Source organism: Streptomyces sp. XM83C (assembly GCF_023072675.1).
Lineage (GTDB): Bacteria > Actinomycetota > Actinomycetes > Streptomycetales > Streptomycetaceae > Streptomyces > Streptomyces thermocoprophilus.
In genome coordinates this window covers 1-19,238 of the sequence record NZ_JALLGL010000108.1, presented here as the reverse complement: position 1 = coordinate 19,238, position 19,238 = coordinate 1, and the positions used below count along the sequence as shown (strand labels likewise).

Sequence of the window (19,238 nt, the reverse complement as noted above, 5' to 3'; positions counted from 1 at the left end):
CCCCTCAGTCGTCCCCCGTCCCCTCCGCATCCCGGGTGCGCAGTCGGCGGCGTTCCAGGGGCCGTACCGCCGGGCCCTGGACGACCTCGCCGTCGATGTCGAAGCGCGAGCCGTGGCAGGGGCACTCCCAGGCACGTTCGGCGGAGTTGAACGCCACCAGACACCCCAGATGGGTGCAGCGGGCGGACAGGGCGTGCGTGTCGCCGTCGTCGTCGCGGTAGACGGCGAGCCGCTCCGTGCCGACCCGCACCACCGCGCCCTGCCCGGGCCCCAGGCTGCCCAGGGAGCCGCCCGGCCGCAGCCGGTCGCCGAGGAAGTGCCCGGCGACCTTCGCCTGGTTCTTCACGAAGTCCGGCGCCTCACGGACCTGGCTGCGCAGCCGCCGAGGGTCGTACAGCCCGCTCCACGCGCACGGCTCGCCCCGGATCAGCGCGGTCAGCAGCCGGCCTGCCATGATGCCGCCGCTCATCCCCCAGCCGCCGAACCCGGTCGCCACGTACACATGCCGGGCACCCGCGTGCAGCGGGCCGACCATGGGCACGGTGTCCGTCGGGTCGTTGTCCTGCGTGGCCCATGTGTGCGTGATCCGCAGGTCGGGGAAGTGGTGGGTGGCCCACGCGGTCAGGTCGGCGAACCGGGCCCGGGTGTCGCCGGTGCCGGGCGTGAAATGCTCCCCGGTCACCACCAGGAACCGCTGCCCGGGACCGTACGGCGCGGTCCGCACCGACCGGGTGTTCTCCTCGGGCGTGATGTACATGCCGTCCGGGTCGCCGTCGGCGCCGATCGGCCCGGCCACGACCAGCTCCCGGCGCGGGGAGAGCCGTGTGAACAGCAGCGCCCGGTCGAACAGCGGGTAGTGCGTGGCGACCACCACGTGCCGCGCGGCGACCACGGGCCCGTCCTCGGTGGCCAGCCGGCACGGCTCGCCCTCCTCCAGCCCGGTCACCCGCGTGCCCTCGTAGAGCTGCCCGCCGCGTGCGACGAGGTCCTCGGCGAGGGCCAGCAGATAGCGGCGCGGATGGAACTGCGCCTGCCCCGTGACCCGTACCGCGCCCGCCACCGAGAACGGCAGCCCCGTCTCCGTCACGAACGACGCGGGCAGCCCCGCCTCCCGCGCGGCCCGCGCCTCCGCACGCAGCTCGCCGACCCGACCGGGCCGCCGGGCGAACGTGTAGGCGTCGCGTCTCTCCCACGCGCACGCGATGCCCAGCTCGTCCACGATCTCGGCGGCCCGCTCGACCCCCTCCGTCTGCGAGCGCGCGTACAGCCGGGCCGCGTCGGTGCCCCGGGTGCGGCGCAGCCGGTCGTAGACAAGGGTGTGCTGCGCGCTGAGCTTGGCGGTGGTGTGCCCGGTGACACCCGCCGCGATCCGGCCGGCCTCCAGGACGGCCACACCGAGCCCGGCGCGCGCCAGCTCCCACGCGGTGCTCAGCCCGGCGATGCCGGCGCCGATCACCGCCACATCCACGGTCAGATCCTGCGCCAGGGCCGGGCGGGGCGGCCCTCCCGGGGCCGTCTGGAGCCAGTACGAGCCGCTGACCTGCTGCGTGTCGGACATGGGCGCCGGGTACCCCCGATCACCCGGCCTTCACCGGCCCCGCTGCCCCGGGGCCGGTGAAGACGTCCGGGACGCCCGGCGGGCGGGCGTCAGCGGTGCCAGGGGCCGGTCACGGCGAAGGTCGTGCCGGGGGTGTAGCAGTTGACGAACATCGTCCGGCCGTCGGGCGCGAACGTCACCCCGGCGAACTCGCCGTACTCCGGCTCCTGCGGCGTGCCGATGTTCTGCCGGCCGCGCGCCATGGCGTACACCTCGCCGCCGCGGGTGACCCCGAAGACGTGCTGGGCGCCGTCGCCGTCCTCGCACACCATCAGGCCGCCGCTCGGCGCGAGACAGATGTTGTCGGGGGACTCACCGGGCAGCCGTACGTCCGTGTCCGGTCCGAAGACGATCACCAGGGTGAGCCGGCGGCGGCGCGGGTCGTACCGCCAGATCTGCCCGTAGTGGTCGGCGGCGGCGCCCTCCGCGCTGCGCGCGAACGACGACACGAAGTACACGCAGGACCCGCCCCAGTAGCAGCCCTCCAGCTTCTGCGCGTGCGTGATGCCCTTCGGCCCGTAGTCCTGCAACCGCGTCGGTGTGCCCGAGGCCAGCGGATCGGGTACGTCCACCCACTCGATGCCGTCGAAGGAGGTGCCCGTCTCCTGGATCGTGGACAGGTCCGGCACCCCCGGCACCCGCATCGCCTGCAACCGCCCGCCCGCGCGCAGCGACCCCGTGCCGCCGAGCGGCCGGCGCGGCAGGAACCGGTAGAACAGGCCGAACGGGGCGAGGAACGCGTCCTCCGTCTCGTACACGACACCGCTGTGCGGGTCGACGGCGATCGCCTCGTGCTGGAACCGGCCCATCGCGGTCAGCGGGACCGCGCCCGTGCGGTGCGGGTCTACGGGGTCGACCTCGAAGATGAAGCCGTGGTCCTTGGTGTAGCCGTTGGTGCCGGCCTTGTCCTCGGTCTCCTCGCAGGTCAGCCAGGTGCCCCAAGGGGTGGGCCCGCCCGCGCAGTTGACGGCCGTACCGGCGATCGCGACCCGCTCCGACAGCACGTCGAGCCGGCCGTCCACGGTCAGCGCCGTACAGCCGCCCTTGCCCATCGGGTCGTACGTCAGCCCCGGCACCGTCGGCACGGGGATCGCCGCGTCGACGCGGTTCTCGTGGTTGCGGACCAGATGCGTACCGCCGCCGCGGCCCCGGAAGGCCGACATGCCGTCATGGTGCGAGGGCACCGGGCCCTCGCCTGAGCGCAGCGGGTCGCCCTCACGGGACAGCACCCGATAACGGAAACCTTTCGGCAGGTCGAGCAGGTCGTTCGGGTCGGGTACGAGGGGGCCGTAACCGGTGCGGCCGAGCGGCTGGGCCGCGGCGGTCCCGGCGAAGAGTTCGGACAGGGCGCCGGTGAAGGCGATCCCCATGCCCAGGGCACCGGTACGCGCGAGAAGTTGACGTCGGGTTGCGGACATGGCGGTACGACCTTCCTGCTGGGGGACAGGAACCTGTGACCCCGCAGTGTCTATCACCCGGCGTGCGGCTCCGGAACCACGCCTTTCCCGGCAGTCACCCGGAGGACGGCCCCGGCTGACCCGGCTGCGTCGGCGGTACCGCTTGACCCTGCTGTGCCTGCTGTGCCGGCTGTAGCGGCTGGGCGCGCTCCAGGAAGCGCAGCAGCTCCACCGGGAACGGCAGCACGAGCGTGGAGTTCTTCTCGGCGGCCACCGCCACGATGGTCTGCAGCAGCCGCAGTTGGAGCGCCGACGGCGTCTCGGACATCTGCTGCGCCGCCTCGGCGAGCTTCTTCGACGCCTGAAGCTCCGCGTCGGCGTTGATGATCCGGGCCCGCCGCTCCCGGTCGGCCTCGGCCTGGCGGGCCATCGACCGTTTCATGCTCTCCGGCAGGGACACGTCCTTGATCTCGACGCGGTCGATCTGCACGCCCCAGCCGATGGCCGGGCTGTCGATCATCAGCTCCAGGCCCTGGTTGAGCTTCTCCCGGTTGGACAGCAGATCGTCCAGATCGCTCTTGCCGATGATCGACCGGAGGGAGGTCTGCGCCATCTGGGAGACGGCGAACCGGTAGTCCTCGACGTTGACGACGGCCGCCGCCGGCTCGACGACCTTGAAGTAGACCACCGCGTCCACGCGCACGGTGACGTTGTCGCGGGTGATGCCCTCCTGGGCGGGGACGGGCAGCGTCACGATCTGCATGTTCACGCGCCGCAGCCGGTCGATGCCCGGGACGATCAGCGCCAGCCCCGGCTGTCGTACGGCGCCGCGCAGACGGCCGAGGCGGAAGACGACGCCGCGCTCGTACTGCTTCACGACCCGTGCCGCCGCGGCGAGGTAGACCGTGCCGGCGGCGCCCGCCGCTATTGCCGCCGTCGCCAGCTCCTGGAGCATCACGACCTCCTCCGCCAGAGGCCCGCATCGCCTGCCTCCTGCCCACGATAGGCCTCCGGGGGGCGGGGGGATACGGGCCCGGACCCATCGCCCCAGCGGCACGACTGCCCGCGGTCACGTGGGTATGTGCGCCGCGCCGCTGCGTGGGCGGGTCCACCGCCTGGAGGACACGGCTGCCCCCCGCGGCTGCGTGAGCATGCGCCCCCGCCCCCTGGCGTCGGTGTCAGGCTGCTGTTGTGAGGCGGGTCAGTTTCACCGGTTCCGTGCCGGCGGCGCTGTGGCGGCCCGCCCAGGACTCCAGGGCCGTACGGCAGGCGTGGTCCAGGTGGTGCAGGCCGGTGAGGTCCAGCTCCACGGGCCGGTCCTGCGGCAGGGACTCCAGGCTGTCGAGGATCTTCGGCAGCCGCAGGAACGTCGCGTTGCCCGACAGATACGCCGTCACCGGCCCGGTGCCCTTGTCGATGACCTCCAGCCGGACATGGCTGGCCTCCCACGCGGTCTTGGCGACGGACAGCGCGAGGCCGATCAGCACGCCCTCGAACATGTTCACCGCGACGATCGACCCCGCGGTGACGACGAGGATCAGCGCCTCCCCCTTGTGCTCCCGCCACATCTCGGCCAGCTCCCGGAACGGGATCAGCTTCCAGCCCGCGTGCACGAGGATGCCGGCCAGCGCGGGTACGGGGATCAGCGCGAGGGCGGACGGCAGCGCGGCGGCGAACAGCAGCAGCCACACGCCGTGCAGGACCCGCGAGGCCTTGGTCCGGCCACCGGCGACGACGTTCGCGGAGCTGCGTACGATCACCGCGGTCATCGGCAGCGCGCCGAGCAGGCCGCACACCGCGTTGCCCGTGCCCTGGGCGATCATCTCCTGGTTGTAGCGGGTGCGCGGCCCGTCGTGCAGGCGGTCCACGGCCGCGGCGCTGAACATGCTCTCCGCGGACGCGATCAGCGTGAACGCGATGATCGTGCCCCAGACGGCCGGCGTGCCCAGATGCCCGAAGGCGTCCGCGCCGGGCAGCTGCACGACGCCCAGCAGCCCCTCCACCTCGACGGTGGCCACCTTCAGCCCGAACACCTGCGTGACGACGGTCGCCAGCACGACGGCGGCCAGCGCGCCGGGCACCGTGCGCACCCAGCGGGGCAGCTTCGCCCACAGCACGATCACCACGATCGCGCCGGCGCCGAGGGCGAGCGAGGTGAGTGCCGTACGGTCGCCGAACGCGTCGGCGAACGCGCCCGGCAGCCCGGCGATCTTGCCGAAGCCGGTCTCCGGGGCCTTCAGCCCGGCCGTCGTGTAGAGCTGCCCGGCGATCAGCACCAGACCGATGCCGCAGAGCATCCCCTCCACGACGGAGACGGAGATGGCGCGAAACCAGCGGCCTATTCGCGCCACGCCCATGGCGATCTGGAGCAGACCGACGCCCAGCACGATCAGCCCGAGCGTGCCCGCCCCGAACTCCCGCACGGCTTCGAACACCAGTACGGTCAAGCCGGCTGCCGGTCCCGACACCTGGAAGGTGCTGCCGGGCAGCAGTCCGGTGACGAGACCGCCCACGATGCCGGTGACCAGGCCCAGCTCGGCAGGAACCCCGGAAGCCACCGCCACGCCCACGCACAGTGGAAGAGCGACCAGGAAAACGACTATGGAAGCGAAAAAGTCCTGCCTAAGGTGGGGAAATTTGGAAAGAACCGTACGCACGCCCGCCACCTTACTCACCGTGCCCCGAAGATCCGGCGCCGGGCAGGCGCGGGGAGCGGGGGCGACGCGGGATGCGGCAGAGGGCCGGAACGGGTGAGGTCACGGGCGTTGTCGACGAGAAAGAGCATGTGGTGACTCCTCCTGGCGCGCGAGGACGCGTCGGGTCTGGCGGGCAGAGCCGTGGCTCTGTACAGGGAGCGGAGAAGACTCCGAGGTGAGGCGGGGCCGGGGCCCGCGCTCAGCGACGGAGGGTCCGGGGTGCGGCGGCGGATGCGGTGTCCGCCGGGCATCCCGGCGGCCGTGAGCGCGCGCCGGGGCCGGAGGGGCCTGCCGTCGGATCGGGGACGGTCATCGGACGGTCGGGCTGCCTGGGGCGGGGGGCGGCGCACCGCCGAGGATCACGGTGCGGCACGGCACCGCGGGTGGCGCCGAGGCGGCCGTGGCTGCGGCCTGCCGTGGGTGTCGCCGGTCGGTGGCATCCGCGTACGAACCGAGCCGGGTCGTTTGCATTGGCCATGGCGTGACGGTCGGTGTGCGCGGGTGCGAAGGTTCCGGCCGGTGCGAAGAGCGGGACGACGGGCGGGGTGACGGAGAGGGCGCAGGGCCCGGTCCGGGCTGTCGTACCTCGGAACATGAACCCCTCCCGGCCGTTCACGCACCCCAAGCAACGACCAACACTTGGTCAATCGGTGGTCAAGAAACACGGTAAACCCCGCACGGGTCTTTGCAGCGCGAACAGCGGCCATCCGGGGGGACAGAGCGTGAAAAGCGCGGGTCGGATGGCCGGAACCCGCCGCTGACGGGGGTGCGGCGGCGCATCGCGCGCCGGGGCGGGCTACCGTACGAGCCGTTTCGCGTCGCGGGCGAGCGCGGTGAGGCGCGAGATCGCCCGGAAGTACTTCTTGCGGTAGCCGCCCTTCAGCATCTCCTCGCTGAACAGTTCATCGAAGGGGACGCCCGACGCCAGCACGGGCACCTCACGGTCGTACAGCCGGTCCGCGAGGACCACGAGCCGCAGGGCAGTGGACTGGTCCGGCACCGGCACGACACCGGTGAGGCAGACGGCCTTCACACCGTCGGTGAGGGCGCCGTACCGGCTGGGATGCACCTTGGCGAGGTGCGCCAGCAGCTCCGGGAAGGCATCCAGCGAGGCGCCCTCGGTGGCGTGCGCGGCACGGGTGACCTGCTCGTCGGCGTACGGCGCCGGGGCCTCGGGCAGGCCGCGGTGACGATAGTCCTCGCCGTCGATGCGCAGCGTGCGGAAGTGGGCGGACAGGCCCTGGATCTCGCGCAGGAAGTCGGCGGCGGCGAAGCGGCCCTCGCCGAGCTTGCCGGGCAGCGTGTTGGAGGTGGCGGCGAGCGCGACGCCCGCCTCGACCAGCTTGCCGAGGAGAGTGGACACGAGGACCGTGTCGCCGGGGTCGTCCAGCTCGAACTCGTCGATGCACAGCAGGCGGTGCCCGGACAGCGTCTTCACCGTCTGCTGGAAGCCGAGGGCGCCGACGAGGTTGGTCAGCTCCACGAAGGTGCCGAACGCCTTCAGCTCGGGTGCGGCCGGGGTGGCGTGCCAGAGGGAGGCGAGCAGGTGGGTCTTGCCGACGCCGTAGCCGCCGTCGAGGTAGACGCCGCGGGGGCCCGACGGGGCCTTGGGCGCCTTCGCGGCCCGGCCGAAGCCGAAGAAGCCGCGGCGGCCGGCGCCGGTCGCGTGCGCGCCGCCGAGGCCCGCCGCGAAGGTCTCCAGCACCTGGACGGCCTCGGTCTGGCTCGGCTGGTTCGGGTCCGGGATGTACGTGCTGAACCGCACCGAGTCGAAGCGGGGTGGCGGGACCATCTCGGCGACGAGGCGCTCCGCGGGGACGTGGGGTTCGCGGGCGCAGAGGGAGGACGGGGCGGCGCCGGTTATCGGGGCGGCGGGGGTGGAGGACGACACGTCTCCCCATGCTAGGGGGTCCCGGACCCCCCACGCTCCGTGCCCTTCCCCGCGCGGGCGCGCCCGGCCTTTCCCGGCACCCCCGGGACCGGTGCCGACCGGGCGGGACCGCGCTCCTGCGCGGCGTGGGCACCGGGCGCGGGTGCGGGCGCAGGGTGGGGCGCGCCACTCGGCGCTACGAGGGTGCCGCTGCGCCCACCCGTGCCGCCCCTGCGGCACGACTGCCCGCGGCTGCGCCGACACTCCGCCCGCGTCACCACCCAGGGGCGCGGGGAACCGCGTGCTCAGCCCCCACCGGCCCGCCGTGAACAACGAAAGCCCACGCACCGCGAAAAAGGCGCGCGGGGAACTGCGCGGACGGCCCGCGCCGCCCGAAGGCGCCTCGTGTCAGACTGCGAGCCATGCGCCGCCTCTACCCCGTGAGCGAAGAAACCCCCGGTCAGGCCTGGTCCCTCGCCGACCTCGCCGACGCCTACGCATACCCCGAGACCCCCTCCGCACAGGCCCCCCGCCCGTGGCTACGGGCCAACATGGTGTCGAGCCTCGACGGCGCCGCCCAGCACGACGGCCGCTCCCAGCCCATCTCCAACGCCACCGACATGCGGATCTTCGGCACCCTCCGCGCCCTCGCGGACGTCGTGATCGTCGGCGCGCAGACGGTCCGCCAGGAGGGCTACCGCCCTGCCCGCGCCCGTGAGGAGTTCGCGGCGCGCCGTGCCGCGGCCGGGCAGGGGCCGGCCCCCGCGATCGCCGTGGTGTCTGCCTCCCTGGACCTGGATTTCTCCCTGCCCCTGTTCACCTCCCCTCTCGTGCCCACGCTGGTGCTGACCGGCGCCGCGGCCTCCCCGGAGCGCAGGGCGGCAGCCGAGCGGGCGGGGGCGCGGGTGCTGATCGCGGGGGACGGCGCCCGTGTCGATCCCGCGAGGGCGGTCCAGGCTCTGGCCGAGCTGGGGCACACCCGTCTGCTGACGGAGGGCGGCCCGCGGCTGCTGGGCCAGATGGTGGCCGCCGGGGTCCTGGACGAGCTGTGCCTGACGATCTCCCCGACGCTGACCGCGGGCGACGCGCAGCGCATCGCGGGCGGTCCCTCCGTCACCGTTCCGCGCCGGTTCGCACTGATGTCCCTACTGGAGGAGGACGGCTTTCTGTTCAGCCGTTATCGCAGGTCATGAGGGTGCGGCGGGCGTCGGGGCCGACGGTCGCCGACTCCGCCGTACGGAGATCGTCACCCGTCGGCCCGACATCAGCGGAACATGCCGTTCCGTTTAGCTGTGGCCGGGCACACTAAATCCGGCAGTACCCGTGCGATCACGGGGCAGGATGGTTTCCTCAGAGGGCCTGGTGCGGCCCACGGAGGACGAAGGGCCCAGGGGGGCCCGCACAGGAGAAGGGGCGCCCGGTGTTCACCAGCGTATTGATGATCGAGAAGGCCCTCACGTCCGCCGACGTGGAGTTCGTCACCACTTTGCACGGAGACGAGCCGGTCACCTTCCACGTCCTGCTCCAGCCCCGCGGCGACCAGGCCGACCGCCTGCTGCGGGCCATCGACGACATCGCGCTCGGCGAGATCGACGAGGCGGCACGCGAACGCGAGGTCCCGGAGGGGCCGGAGGCACGCACGGTGGGCCGGCAGGCCCTGGACGTGTCGCTGACCGCGCTGCGGGCGGCCGGCAGCACGGCCGAGGGGCGGCTCGTCGAGGACCATCCGCTGGACGCGCTGAAGTCCCTCGTCGCGGAGGTCGGTGCCGACGAGGTGATCGTCCTGACCGACCCGCACTACGTGGAGGAGTTCTTCCACCGCGACTGGGCCTCCCGCGCCCGCCACAAGGTGGGCGTACCGGTCCTGAAACTGTTCTCCCACAGCAAGGCCTGAGCCCCGCGCGCCCACGACCGGACGCATGCCCCGGCCGGCACCCGCCGCGCGCGCCCCACGACCGGACGCATGCCCCGGCCGGCACCCGCCCGGCACCGGCACGAGAGCCACGACCCGTGCCCGCCCCCCGGACCCAATAGGGTGGGGCGCTGTACGTCCGTCCCACCCCAGTACGCAGGAGACACGCATGGCACCCGGTCTTCCCCCCGCCATGGAGCGACCCCACTTCATCGGCATCGGCGGCGCCGGGATGTCGGGGATCGCGAAGATCCTCGCGCAGCGCGGCGCCAAGGTGGCCGGCAGCGACGCCAAGGAATCCGCGACCGCCGAGGCGCTGCGCGCGCTGGGCGCGACCGTGCACATCGGGCACGCCGCCGAGCATCTCGCCGACGACGCGAGCTGTGTCGTCGTCTCCTCCGCGATCCGCGAGGACAACCCGGAGCTGGCCCGCGCCGCGGAGCTGGGCGTCCCCGTCGTCCACCGCTCCGACGCGCTCGCCGCGCTGATGGACGGGCTGCGCCCGATCGCGGTCGCCGGCACGCACGGCAAGACGACCACCACTTCCATGCTCGCGGTGTCCCTGCGCGAGCTGGGCCTGAACCCGTCGTACGCGATCGGCGGCGACCTGGACGCCCCCGGTTCCAACGCCCTGCACGGCGCGGGCGACATCTTCGTCGCCGAGGCGGATGAATCGGACCGCAGCTTCCACAAGTACGCACCCGAGGTCGCGATCGTCCTCAACGTGGAGCTGGACCATCACGCCAACTACGCCTCGATGGAGGAGATCCACGAGTCCTTCGAGACGTTCGCCGGGAAGATCGTCCCCGGCGGCACCCTGGTGGTCTCCGCCGACCACGAGGGCGCCCGAGAGCTGACCCGCCGCGTCCGTGAGAACGCCGCCCCGGGTTCCCTCCGCATCGTGACCTACGGCGAGGCCGACGACGCCGACGTCCGGGTCCTGTCCGTCGTACCGCAGGGCCTGCGCAGCGAGGTCACCGTGCGCCTGGACGGCGAGGAGATCACCTTCGCGGTCTCCGTGCCCGGCCGGCACTACGCCCTCAATGCCGTCGCCGCCCTCGCCGCAGGCGCCGCGCTCGGTGTCCCCGCCGCCGAGCTGGCCCCGGCGCTCGCCGCGTACACCGGCGTCAAGCGCCGCCTCCAGCTCAAGGGCGAGGCGGCCGGCGTGCAGGTGATCGACTCGTACGCGCACCACCCCACGGAGATGACCGCCGACCTGGAGGCCATGCGCGGCGCCGCAGGCGACGCCCGCATCCTCGTCGTCTTCCAGCCGCACCTGTTCTCCCGCACCCAGGAACTGGGCCGGGAGATGGGCGAGGCGCTGGCGCTGGCCGACGCCTCCCTCGTCCTCGACATCTACCCGGCCCGCGAGGACCCGATCCCCGGCGTCACCAGCGACCTGATCATCGACGCGGCCCGCGCCGCCGGCGCCGACGTCACCGCCGTGCACGACAAGGCGGAGGTGCCGGACGCGGTCGCGGGAATGGCGAAGGCGGGCGATCTCGTTCTCACCATGGGCGCGGGCGATGTCACCGACCTCGGACCGCGCATCCTGGAACGACTGGCGAACTGAGGGGCTGAGACTCATGGCATACGAGGTCGACAAGCCGGACGAGCAGTGGCGTGCGGAGCTGACCCCGGCCGAGTACGCGGTCCTGCGCGAGGCCGGCACCGAGGCCCCGTTCACGGGTGAGTACACCGACACCAAGACCAAGGGCGTCTACTCCTGCCGTGCCTGCGGCGCCGAACTGTTCACGTCGGACACCAAGTTCGAGTCGCACTGCGGCTGGCCGTCGTTCTACGACCCGAAGGACTCCGACGCCGTCGAACTGCTGGAGGACCGCTCCCACGGCATGGTCCGCACCGAGGTCCGCTGCGCCCGCTGCGGCTCCCACCTGGGCCATGTCTTCGAGGGGGAGGGCTACCCGACCCCGACCGACCAGCGGTACTGCATCAACTCCATCTCCCTGCGGCTGACGCCCGCGGAGGACTGACACACCCGCAGCGCCGGCCGGCCCCACATCGGGCCCGGCCGGCGCTGCGGCGTGCGCCGCTCGTCCCGCCCGGCCCTGGCGGCCCGGCCGAAGCGCCTCACTCCGTCACGCCGTCCTCGCATCTCTGTCACACCTGACGTCTAGACTCACCCGGCAAACCGCGCCCGCGTGATCACGGTCGGCAGCCGAGCGGGCGGAAGCTGCCAGACCCGGAGGGCATTCGGCGTTGATACGGATAGAGGCAGTCACCAAGCGGTATCCGGACGGCACGGTGGCGGTCGACCGGCTCTCCCTGGACATACCCGACCGCGCGATCACCGTCCTCGTCGGCCCCTCCGGCTGCGGCAAGACGACGACCCTGCGCATGATCAACCGGATGGTGGAGCCCAGCGAGGGCCGCATCCTCATCGACGGCGTCGACAGCAGGCAGCAGCCCGTCAACACCCTGCGGCGTTCCATGGGGTACGTCATCCAGAACGCCGGGCTCTTCCAGCACCGCACCATCGTCGACAACATCGCGACCGTGCCCCGACTGCTCGGCTGGGGCAAGAGCAAGTCCCGCGACCGCGCACGGGAGTTGATGGAACGCGTCGGCCTGGACCCCGCGCTCGCCGGGCGCTACCCCTACCAGCTCTCCGGCGGACAGCAGCAGCGCGTCGGCGTGGCGCGGGCGCTCGCCGCCGATCCGCCGGTGCTGCTCATGGACGAGCCGTTCTCCGCGGTCGACCCCGTGGTGCGCAAGGGCCTCCAGGACGAACTGCTGCGCCTCCAGGACGAGTTGGGCAAGACCATCGTCTTCGTCACACACGACATCGACGAGGCGGTGAAGCTCGGCACGATGGTCGCGGTGCTGCGCACCGGCGGACGCCTCGCCCAGTACGCGCCGCCCGCCGAGCTGCTGTCCGCCCCGGCCGACGCGTTCGTGGAGGACTTCCTCGGCGCCGACCGGGGCATCCGCCGCCTGTCGTTCTTCCCGTCCGCCGGCCTCGATCTGCTCACCGGCCCGGTCGTGCGGGCCGACGCGGGTGCGGGGGAGATCACCGCCCGTGACACGGGCGGTGCGCCCTGGCTGCTCGTCACCGACGCCGACGGCCGGCCGCTCGGCTGGACCGAGCCCGGCACGCTCGCCGCCGGGCCGGCCGGCCCCGCCCGGCTGCTGTCGTACGGGCGTCCGTTCGTCGCCGGACGGGACTCGCTGCGGGCCGCCCTGGACTGCGCCGTCCTGTCGCCGACCGGCTGGGCCGTCGCCGTGGACGAGGAGGGCCGCGTCACCGGCGTCGTCTCCCAGCAGGCCATCGGCGACGCGATCCGTGCCGCCCATGCGACGGGCCGGGGGAGCGACGGCACGCCTGACGGCACGTCAGAGAGCGTCTGCGATCCAGCTCACGGCGACCGGACCCCCAAGGCCGCGCGATGAACGGCCTCTTCGACCTGCCGAGCGACCTCCAGCACAGCTATCCGGGCCTGGTCGGCCTGCATCTGCGGGAGGCGCTGATCCCCGTCGCCGCGGGACTGCTGCTCGCGCTGCCCGTCGCCCAGCTGTGCGTCCGGCTGCGCTGGCTGTACGCACCGGTGCTGGGGCTGACGACGGTGCTGTACGCGATCCCGTCCCTCGCCTTCTTCGTCGTCCTCATCGACTACACGGGCCAGACCGAGACGACCGTGATGATCCCGCTGGCCGTCTACAGCCTGGTCGTCCTGGTCCCCGCCATCGTGGACGGCGTGCGGTCGGTGCCGCAGGAGACCCTCGACGCCGCGACCGGCATGGGCCTCGGCGCCGTACGCCGCTACTTCCAGGTGCAGTTGCCGATCGCCGCCCCCGCGATCGTCGCAGGGCTGCGCGTGGCCTGCGTGTCCAGCATCTCCCTGGTCAGCGTCGGCATGCTGATCGGCAACCAGGGTGCCCTCGGCAACATGCTCTACACCGGCATGACGTACGGCAGGCCCCGGCTGATCTGGCTGTCCGTCATCAGCACCGCCGTCCTCGCCGTCGCCGTGGACGCGCTGCTGGTGCTGGCGCTCCGGCTCCTCACCCCGTGGATGCCCCGAGGCGGCGCCCGTCCCGCACGAAAGGCGGCGGCCCGGTGAACGTACTCCACTTCGTCGGCGCCTTCTTCGGCGACGGCGCCCACTGGCACGGCTACGACGGCATCCCCACCCGCCTGCTGGAACACCTCCGCTACTCGCTCGTCGCGTTCGCGATCGCCGCCGCCGTCGGACTGCCGGCCGGTCTGCTCACCGGGCACACCGGGCGCGGCGGGAACGTCCTCGCGTTCCTCGCGACCGCCGCCCGCGCGCTGCCCAGCTTCGGGCTGCTGGTGCTGATGTTCGTCCTGTTCGGGTTCGGGCTGGTGCCGGTGATGGTGCCGCTGGTCGTCCTCGCCGTCCCGCCGATCCTCGTCACCGCGTACGAGGCGGTGCGTTCCGTCGACCCGTCCCCGGTGGACGCGGCCCGCGGCATGGGCATGTCCGAGAGCCGGGTCCTGTTCCAGGTGGAGCTGCCGGTCGCGCTCCCCGTCGTCCTCGGCGGGCTGCGTTCGGCGGCCGTGCAGATCGTCTCGACGGCGACGATCGCGGCGTACGTCAGTCTGGGCGGTCTCGGCCGGTACATCATCGACGGGCTCTACCAGCACGACTACGAGAAGGTCGTGGGCGGCGCCACGCTGGTGGCCGCGCTCGCCCTCGCCACGCTCGCGCTGTTCTGGGCGGCGGGCCGCCTCGCCGTGTCCCCGGGCGTGCGCCGTGCTCGCTGACGGCACCGCCGAAGTCCGGGGCGCTACGGCTCTCACCCGGCGCGGGCGGCCCCGGCCCGGCGCCGTACGGCCCTTGTCCGGTGCGGGCGGCATCGCGTCCGGGGTGTTCCGGCCGCGTAACGAAGCCGCGCGGCGACCCCGATTCGCTTGACTGATCGAGAAGGTGCTGGCTTGGATCGATCCGTGACTTCTACCGGCGGCAGCACCAGGTCCCCTCGCAGGCTCTCGGGTACGGCGGCCACGTCCGCGGCGCTTGTCGCCGTGACGGCCCTGCTGTCGGGCTGTTCCTCCGGGGACGGCGACAACCCGCTCGACGGCGGCAAGGCCGACGGCGGCACCGTCGTCGTCGGCTCCAACAACTTCCCCGAGAGCATCCTGCTCGCCGACATCTACGGCGAGGCGCTGAAGGCCAAGGGCATCAAGGTCACGTACAAGCCGAACATCGGCAGCCGCGAGACGACGTACGGCCTGATCAAGAACGGCTCGATCACGGTCCTGCCCGAGTACAACGGGTCGCTGCTGGCCTACCTCGACAAGAAGGCCACGCCGAAGACGGCCGAGGAGACGACCGCGGCGATCAGCACGAAGCTGGACCCGAAGCTCACGGTGTTGCAGCCGTCCTCCGCGCAGGACAAGGACTCCGTGACCCTCAACGCGCAGACGGCGGCGAAGTACAAGTTGACCTCGCAGTCCAGCATCGCCGACCTGAAGGACATCGCCCAGGACCTGGTCATCGGCGGCTCGCCGGAGTTCCAGACGCGCCATCAGGGGCTGGTCGGGCTGAAGGAGGTCTACGGCATCGAGTTCAAGTCCTTCAAGGCGCTCGACGCGGGCGGCCCGCTGACACAGACCGCGCTGAAGCAGAACGCGGTGCAGGCCGCGGACGTCTTCACCACCGACCCGACCATCGCCAAGGAGAAGTTCGTCGTCCTGAAGGACCCGAAGAACCTCTTCGGCTTCGCCAACGTGCAGCCGCTGGTGCACAAGGACAGCCTGTCCCAGCAGGGTGTCGACGCGCTGAACGCCGTCTCCGCCAAGCTCGACACCGAGACGCTGCTCGACCTCGGCGCGCAGGTGCAGCTCGACGACAAGGACCCGCTGGACGTGGCCCGCGCGTGGCTGAAGTCGGAGGGCCTGGCCTGACGTCCACGGCGCGCGGCGGCCCCGGGCGGACCGGGGGCCGCCGCGCGCCGTGACCTGGCGTGGCGGACAGCCTCGTGCTCAGGCCGGTTCCTCGCCGGGAGCACCGGACGCGCCCGGCGTGACCGCGACCGGCTCCGCCGCCGACCGCCGGCGTGCCGCCGCCTCCCGGCGCCGGCGCAGCAGCCCCCGGCGGGGCTCCTGGTCCGGCAGCCACCCGAAGGTCAGACAGCTCCCGGTCGCGCCGAGAAGCAGCCCGATGAGGAAGCCGCCCAGGTTCGACGTGATCCAGGTGCCCAGGGACAGCAGGATGCCGGTGAGCGAGTAGAACAGCCGCTGGGCCGGGTTGACGAGGATCAGCACCCCGAGCAGCACCATCAGCGTCGGCAGCAGATAGCCGGCGAGGCCCTGCATGCCGATGTGCAGGACGACCTTCAGCGATGCCTTCTCGGTGAGCAGGATCTCCCCGCCGCCGAGGGCGAGCAGCAGCCCGCCCCAGAACGGCCTGCGGTGCCGCCAGCGGCGGAACGCCGCCCGCGGACCGGTCCGTGCGCGTGCGGGCATCGGCTCAGCAGCCCGTGTCGCTGAAGCGCAGCTTCAGGCCCGGCAGCCGGAACACCCCGGCTGTCGTGGCGTAGTTGGTCTGCCGCAGCTCACGGATGCGCACGGTGTCGGCCTGCTGGCTGAACACGCCGATCGGGCCCTTCACCCCGGCCTTGGTGAGGGTGCTGGCGTCGTTGCCGATCTCGATGTTGTTGAAGTCGGCGTTGCCGGACAGCTCGGTGGAGTCGGTGGTGAGATCGGACGCGGTCACCTTGTCCTTGCCGCCGCCCGCCGTGATGAGCAGATTGGTGCCGCCGAGGTCGACGCTCTGGCACAGCTTGGTCAGGGTGGCGTTCTTGATCGCGGAGGTGACGACCAGCACCTGGCCGCCGGTGTCGCCGGCGTTGGGGCTGCCCTCCGCCATGTTGTCCAGCGCGCCGAACTGTTCGAAGCCGGTGCCTTCGAGTTCGGTGGCGGTGACGGTGAACGGCATGCCGGAGATCGCGAACTGCACGCCGAGGGCTCCTTGCGCGGTGAGTACCGCGAGGGCCGCCGTGACGAGGGTCGCGGGCACCGCGAGGACGGCGGCCCGGCGCAGCCGGACCCGGCCGCGTCTTCCCGTCTCCTCAGGGGCGTTGTGCGCCGTCTCTTCCGGTGCGCTGGATGCGGAACCGCTTTCCATATGTGCTCCCGTAAGCATGGTGAAACGCGGGGGTGGTGAGGTCCGCCGACCTTCACCTGTCTGCACTGACGCGTCGTCCTGGCGCGGACGGCCACTGCCGCGCACCCGCCGGCCCCGCAACATGTCTGAGCTGCAAGGGCTTTCGGGTTACGCGGTAGTAGCCATTCGGAAGTTACCGATGGTTACAGTCAGGGGTCAAGGGTTGTGTGCATGATCCGTGAAGGTGTCCCAACTTCCTTGTGCGGCCTTGACGTTGACAGAAATTCAGGTCTACAACTCTGAGACGTCAAGCCCGGATCCGTGGCGCCGGATCCACAGCGCCCGGCCTGCCCGCGGCGCGCCGCCACGTATCGTCCGGCACAACCCCTTTCTGCCCGGCCCGGCCGAAGGTTCCCCATACCCTTCGGCCGGCTCTCCGCCGGGCGCTCTGCGTGCAGCCCTCGTTCGATCCCCACTTCGACAGAAAGAGGCACCCGCATGCGCATCCGCAGTCTGCTCACCGTCGCCGGCGCCGTCGCCGCCCTGGCGCTCCCCGCCCTGCCGGCCTCGGCCGCCGACACCCCGGTCCTGACCACCGGCTCCGCGGGCGGCACCCCCGTCGCCGTCGGCGACACCCTCACCGCCTCCCTGGCGGGCGGCACCGCCGCGACCTTCTACTCAAGCGCCACCGGCACCAGCGGCCTGCGCTGCACGTCGTCGCAGTTCACCGCCACCGTCACCGGCAACCCCAGCGCCCCCGGCACCGCCACCGAGTCCGTCACCGCGCACACCTTCGACGCGGCGAGCTGCACCAGCAACGTCGTAGGCGTGCTGGGCGTCAGCGGCATCACCGTCGACAACCTGCCCTACTCCGCCACCGTGACGTCCGCGGGCGCCCTCGACGTCACCCCGCAGCCCGGCTCCACCGTGCAGACCACGGTCAAGCTTCGCACCCTGCTCGGCACCGTCACCTGCGTCTACCAGGGACCGGGCCTGTCCGGCAGCGCGGACAACACCGACAACTCCATCGCCTTCGTCAACCAGCACTTCACCAAGATCTCCGGCTCGTCCCTGTGCTTCTCCAACGCCTACTTCTCCGCGAAGTACGCCCCGGTGACCAGCGGAGGAGCCGCCGTCTACGTCAACTGAGCGGCCGTAGCCGACTCCACACCGCAAGAGCCGCCTCAGCGCCTGCGCAGCCGTACGGCCAGGGCGGTGCCCCCGGTGAGCAACAGCACCGCGGCGGCACCGCCCGCGACCAGCGGGGCGCCGGGCCCGGAGGAGGCCGCCTCGGGCGCCGCCGCCGTACGGGCGGCGCCGCCGGGGGAGGGCGCCGCACCGGCCGGGTCCTTCGCGGCCTCGGCCGTCGGCGTGCCGGACCTCGGCCCGGAGGTCCCGCCCGCGTCCGCCGAGGACGCGCCGGGTGCGGGCGTCACCCGGTCCCGGGCCGCCGGGCTCGTGCTCCGCGCCGGTGAGGGCGTCGTGCCGGCGGGGACCCGGCGCGACGCCCCGCCCCCCGCTCCACCCGTCAGCAGCACGTCGGAACACGAGTAGTAGGTGTCCGGCGTGCTGCTGTTCTGCCAGATCGTGTACAGCACATGCCGTCCCGTGCGGTCGGCGGGCAGCTTCACCGGCAGCCGGTACGCGCCGCCCGTCAGCGGCGGGTCCTCCACCACCGCGAACGGCCGCTCGGGAAGGTCGGACCAGGTCAGCGGCTTCGACGGGTCGTAGCCGGGCTTGGTGAGATAGAGCCGGAACGTGCCGGAGTGGGGGATCGTCGAGGCGTACCGCACGGTCAGCGCCGCCCCCGCCGCAAGGCGCGTCGCCGGCCAGTCCGCGCGGGCCACGTCCAGGCCCCGGTAGGCGGGCAGCCCGCCGCTGCACAGCTTGCCGTCCGGGATCCTCTCGCGGTCCCGGCCGTTCACACCGGCCACCCGCAGGTTGTCCCACGCGGCGAACGACCCCCCGCCGTTCGCCGCGACCGCCGCCCGGCACGCCGCCGACCGGGCCGCCGTACCGCCCTCCGGCGAGCAGGCGTACGCCCGGCTCACCGGGTCGGTCGGGGCGCCGTGCGCGAGCGCCGGGCCCGCCGCACCCCACCCGGCCAGCAGGGCGGCGACGGCGGTGGCCGCAGAGACGGTACGGCGGCTGCACATGGTCTTCCGGGACATCGGGGACGTCTCCTCGGCCGGGGGGAGGGGCAGGGCCTGCGCCCTGGAGTACGGGCGGGCGGACCCTCGCGTTCAACGGCCGGGAACGACCCCGTCGAACGGGGGCGAAGCAGACCGAAACCGCTCCGAACTCCCCCTGCGGCAAGGGGTTTTCCGGCCACGTCGAGGGTTTCCTCTGTATCCCCGTGACCTGTGCGCTGCCTATCGTTCCCGCACAGCTGACCCACAGAGAACCCCACCGGGACAGCTGCTCCACGCACGGCCGGTCATCGCACCGCTTTTCGGCACACCCCCTCCGCTTCGACGACGAAGCGCGACCACCCGCCGCTCCGCCCCGCGCGGAGCAGGCCACGAAAGGCAACGCCCTTGCGTACTCCCCACATCGACGGACGGAAGCTGATATCCGTCGCCGCGGTCTCCGCGGCCCTCCTGGCCGCCGCCGGCACGGCGGTCGCCGCCACCCCCCAGGCCCCCGCCTGTCCCTTTTACACATCTTACGCTGCC

General features: G+C 72.6%; 17 protein-coding genes. 9 read left to right on the top strand and 8 right to left on the bottom strand.

Features of this window, described 5'->3' with window-relative positions; all coding sequences use genetic code 11:
- Positions 1 to 4: 4 nt before the first annotated feature.
- The 5 genes from MTQ10_RS14650 to zapE all read right to left on the bottom strand — a co-directional run bounded on the left by MTQ10_RS14650 (position 5) and on the right by zapE (position 7,581).
- On the bottom strand, positions 5 to 1,558 hold the full coding sequence (locus tag MTQ10_RS14650) for an FAD-dependent oxidoreductase (protein ID WP_247467419.1): 1,554 nt from the start codon (positions 1,556 to 1,558) through the stop codon (positions 5 to 7).
- Between the two features lie 89 nt (positions 1,559 to 1,647).
- Positions 1,648 to 3,015: an alkaline phosphatase PhoX gene (locus MTQ10_RS14645; protein WP_247467416.1), complete on the bottom strand. Its 1,368-nt coding sequence runs from the start codon at positions 3,013 to 3,015 to the stop codon at positions 1,648 to 1,650.
- 94 nt (positions 3,016 to 3,109) lie between these two features.
- A complete protein-coding gene (locus MTQ10_RS14640) occupies positions 3,110 to 3,949 on the bottom strand; it encodes a slipin family protein (protein WP_247467413.1) in 840 nt (279 codons plus the stop codon).
- Positions 3,950 to 4,172: 223 nt separating this feature from the next.
- Positions 4,173 to 5,651, bottom strand: coding sequence for a SulP family inorganic anion transporter (locus MTQ10_RS14635; RefSeq protein WP_247467410.1), 1,479 nt, complete (start codon positions 5,649 to 5,651; stop codon positions 4,173 to 4,175).
- An 835-nt stretch (positions 5,652 to 6,486) separates the two neighbouring features.
- Positions 6,487 to 7,581, bottom strand: a complete 1,095-nt coding sequence (gene zapE, locus MTQ10_RS14630) for a cell division protein ZapE (RefSeq protein ID WP_247467408.1) — start codon at positions 7,579 to 7,581, stop codon at positions 6,487 to 6,489.
- A gap of 401 nt (positions 7,582 to 7,982) precedes the next feature.
- Between zapE and MTQ10_RS14625 the strand changes: the two genes are divergently transcribed.
- The 8 genes from MTQ10_RS14625 to MTQ10_RS14590 all read left to right on the top strand — a co-directional run bounded on the left by MTQ10_RS14625 (position 7,983) and on the right by MTQ10_RS14590 (position 15,362).
- Positions 7,983 to 8,753 (top strand): pyrimidine reductase family protein, encoded by a 771-nt coding sequence (locus MTQ10_RS14625; RefSeq protein ID WP_247467405.1) that lies wholly within the window; start codon positions 7,983 to 7,985, stop codon positions 8,751 to 8,753.
- A gap of 227 nt (positions 8,754 to 8,980) precedes the next feature.
- Complete coding sequence (locus MTQ10_RS14620) at positions 8,981 to 9,454, top strand: indole-3-glycerol phosphate synthase (RefSeq protein ID WP_247467402.1); 474 nt, start codon at positions 8,981 to 8,983, stop codon at positions 9,452 to 9,454.
- 187 nt (positions 9,455 to 9,641) lie between these two features.
- Complete coding sequence (murC, locus tag MTQ10_RS14615; protein ID WP_247467399.1) at positions 9,642 to 11,045, top strand: UDP-N-acetylmuramate--L-alanine ligase; 1,404 nt, start codon at positions 9,642 to 9,644, stop codon at positions 11,043 to 11,045.
- A gap of 13 nt (positions 11,046 to 11,058) precedes the next feature.
- Positions 11,059 to 11,466: a peptide-methionine (R)-S-oxide reductase MsrB gene (gene msrB / locus MTQ10_RS14610; RefSeq protein WP_247467396.1), complete on the top strand. Its 408-nt coding sequence runs from the start codon at positions 11,059 to 11,061 to the stop codon at positions 11,464 to 11,466.
- Positions 11,467 to 11,692: 226 nt separating this feature from the next.
- Positions 11,693 to 12,883: an ABC transporter ATP-binding protein gene (locus MTQ10_RS14605; protein ID WP_247467393.1), complete on the top strand. Its 1,191-nt coding sequence runs from the start codon at positions 11,693 to 11,695 to the stop codon at positions 12,881 to 12,883.
- Complete coding sequence (locus tag MTQ10_RS14600; RefSeq protein WP_247467392.1) at positions 12,880 to 13,554, top strand: ABC transporter permease; 675 nt, start codon at positions 12,880 to 12,882, stop codon at positions 13,552 to 13,554. Before MTQ10_RS14605 ends, MTQ10_RS14600 begins: the two co-directional genes overlap by 4 nt.
- The gene (locus MTQ10_RS14595; protein ID WP_247467389.1) at positions 13,551 to 14,219 is read left to right on the top strand and encodes an ABC transporter permease; all 669 of its coding nucleotides are present in this window, start codon (positions 13,551 to 13,553) and stop codon (positions 14,217 to 14,219) included. Before MTQ10_RS14600 ends, MTQ10_RS14595 begins: the two co-directional genes overlap by 4 nt.
- A 183-nt stretch (positions 14,220 to 14,402) precedes the next feature.
- The gene (locus MTQ10_RS14590; RefSeq protein WP_247467386.1) at positions 14,403 to 15,362 is read left to right on the top strand and encodes an ABC transporter substrate-binding protein; all 960 of its coding nucleotides are present in this window, start codon (positions 14,403 to 14,405) and stop codon (positions 15,360 to 15,362) included.
- Between the two features lie 78 nt (positions 15,363 to 15,440).
- Here the strand turns inward: MTQ10_RS14590 and MTQ10_RS14585 are convergent, their stop codons facing one another.
- Both MTQ10_RS14585 and MTQ10_RS14580 read right to left on the bottom strand, forming a co-directional pair.
- Complete coding sequence (locus tag MTQ10_RS14585) at positions 15,441 to 15,923, bottom strand: DUF6114 domain-containing protein (RefSeq protein ID WP_247467384.1); 483 nt, start codon at positions 15,921 to 15,923, stop codon at positions 15,441 to 15,443.
- A 4-nt stretch (positions 15,924 to 15,927) separates the two neighbouring features.
- Entirely contained in the window at positions 15,928 to 16,584 is a 657-nt protein-coding gene (locus MTQ10_RS14580) for a DUF6230 family protein (RefSeq protein ID WP_247467381.1), read from the bottom strand.
- 477 nt (positions 16,585 to 17,061) lie between these two features.
- On the opposite strand from MTQ10_RS14580, the gene MTQ10_RS14575 reads away from it, so the two are divergent.
- The gene (locus MTQ10_RS14575; protein WP_247467378.1) at positions 17,062 to 17,712 is read left to right on the top strand and encodes a Tat pathway signal sequence domain protein; all 651 of its coding nucleotides are present in this window, start codon (positions 17,062 to 17,064) and stop codon (positions 17,710 to 17,712) included.
- 35 nt (positions 17,713 to 17,747) lie between these two features.
- Here the strand turns inward: MTQ10_RS14575 and MTQ10_RS14570 are convergent, their stop codons facing one another.
- On the bottom strand, positions 17,748 to 18,734 hold the full coding sequence (locus MTQ10_RS14570; RefSeq protein WP_247467376.1) for a lytic polysaccharide monooxygenase: 987 nt from the start codon (positions 18,732 to 18,734) through the stop codon (positions 17,748 to 17,750).
- Positions 18,735 to 19,238: the final 504 nt, after the last annotated feature.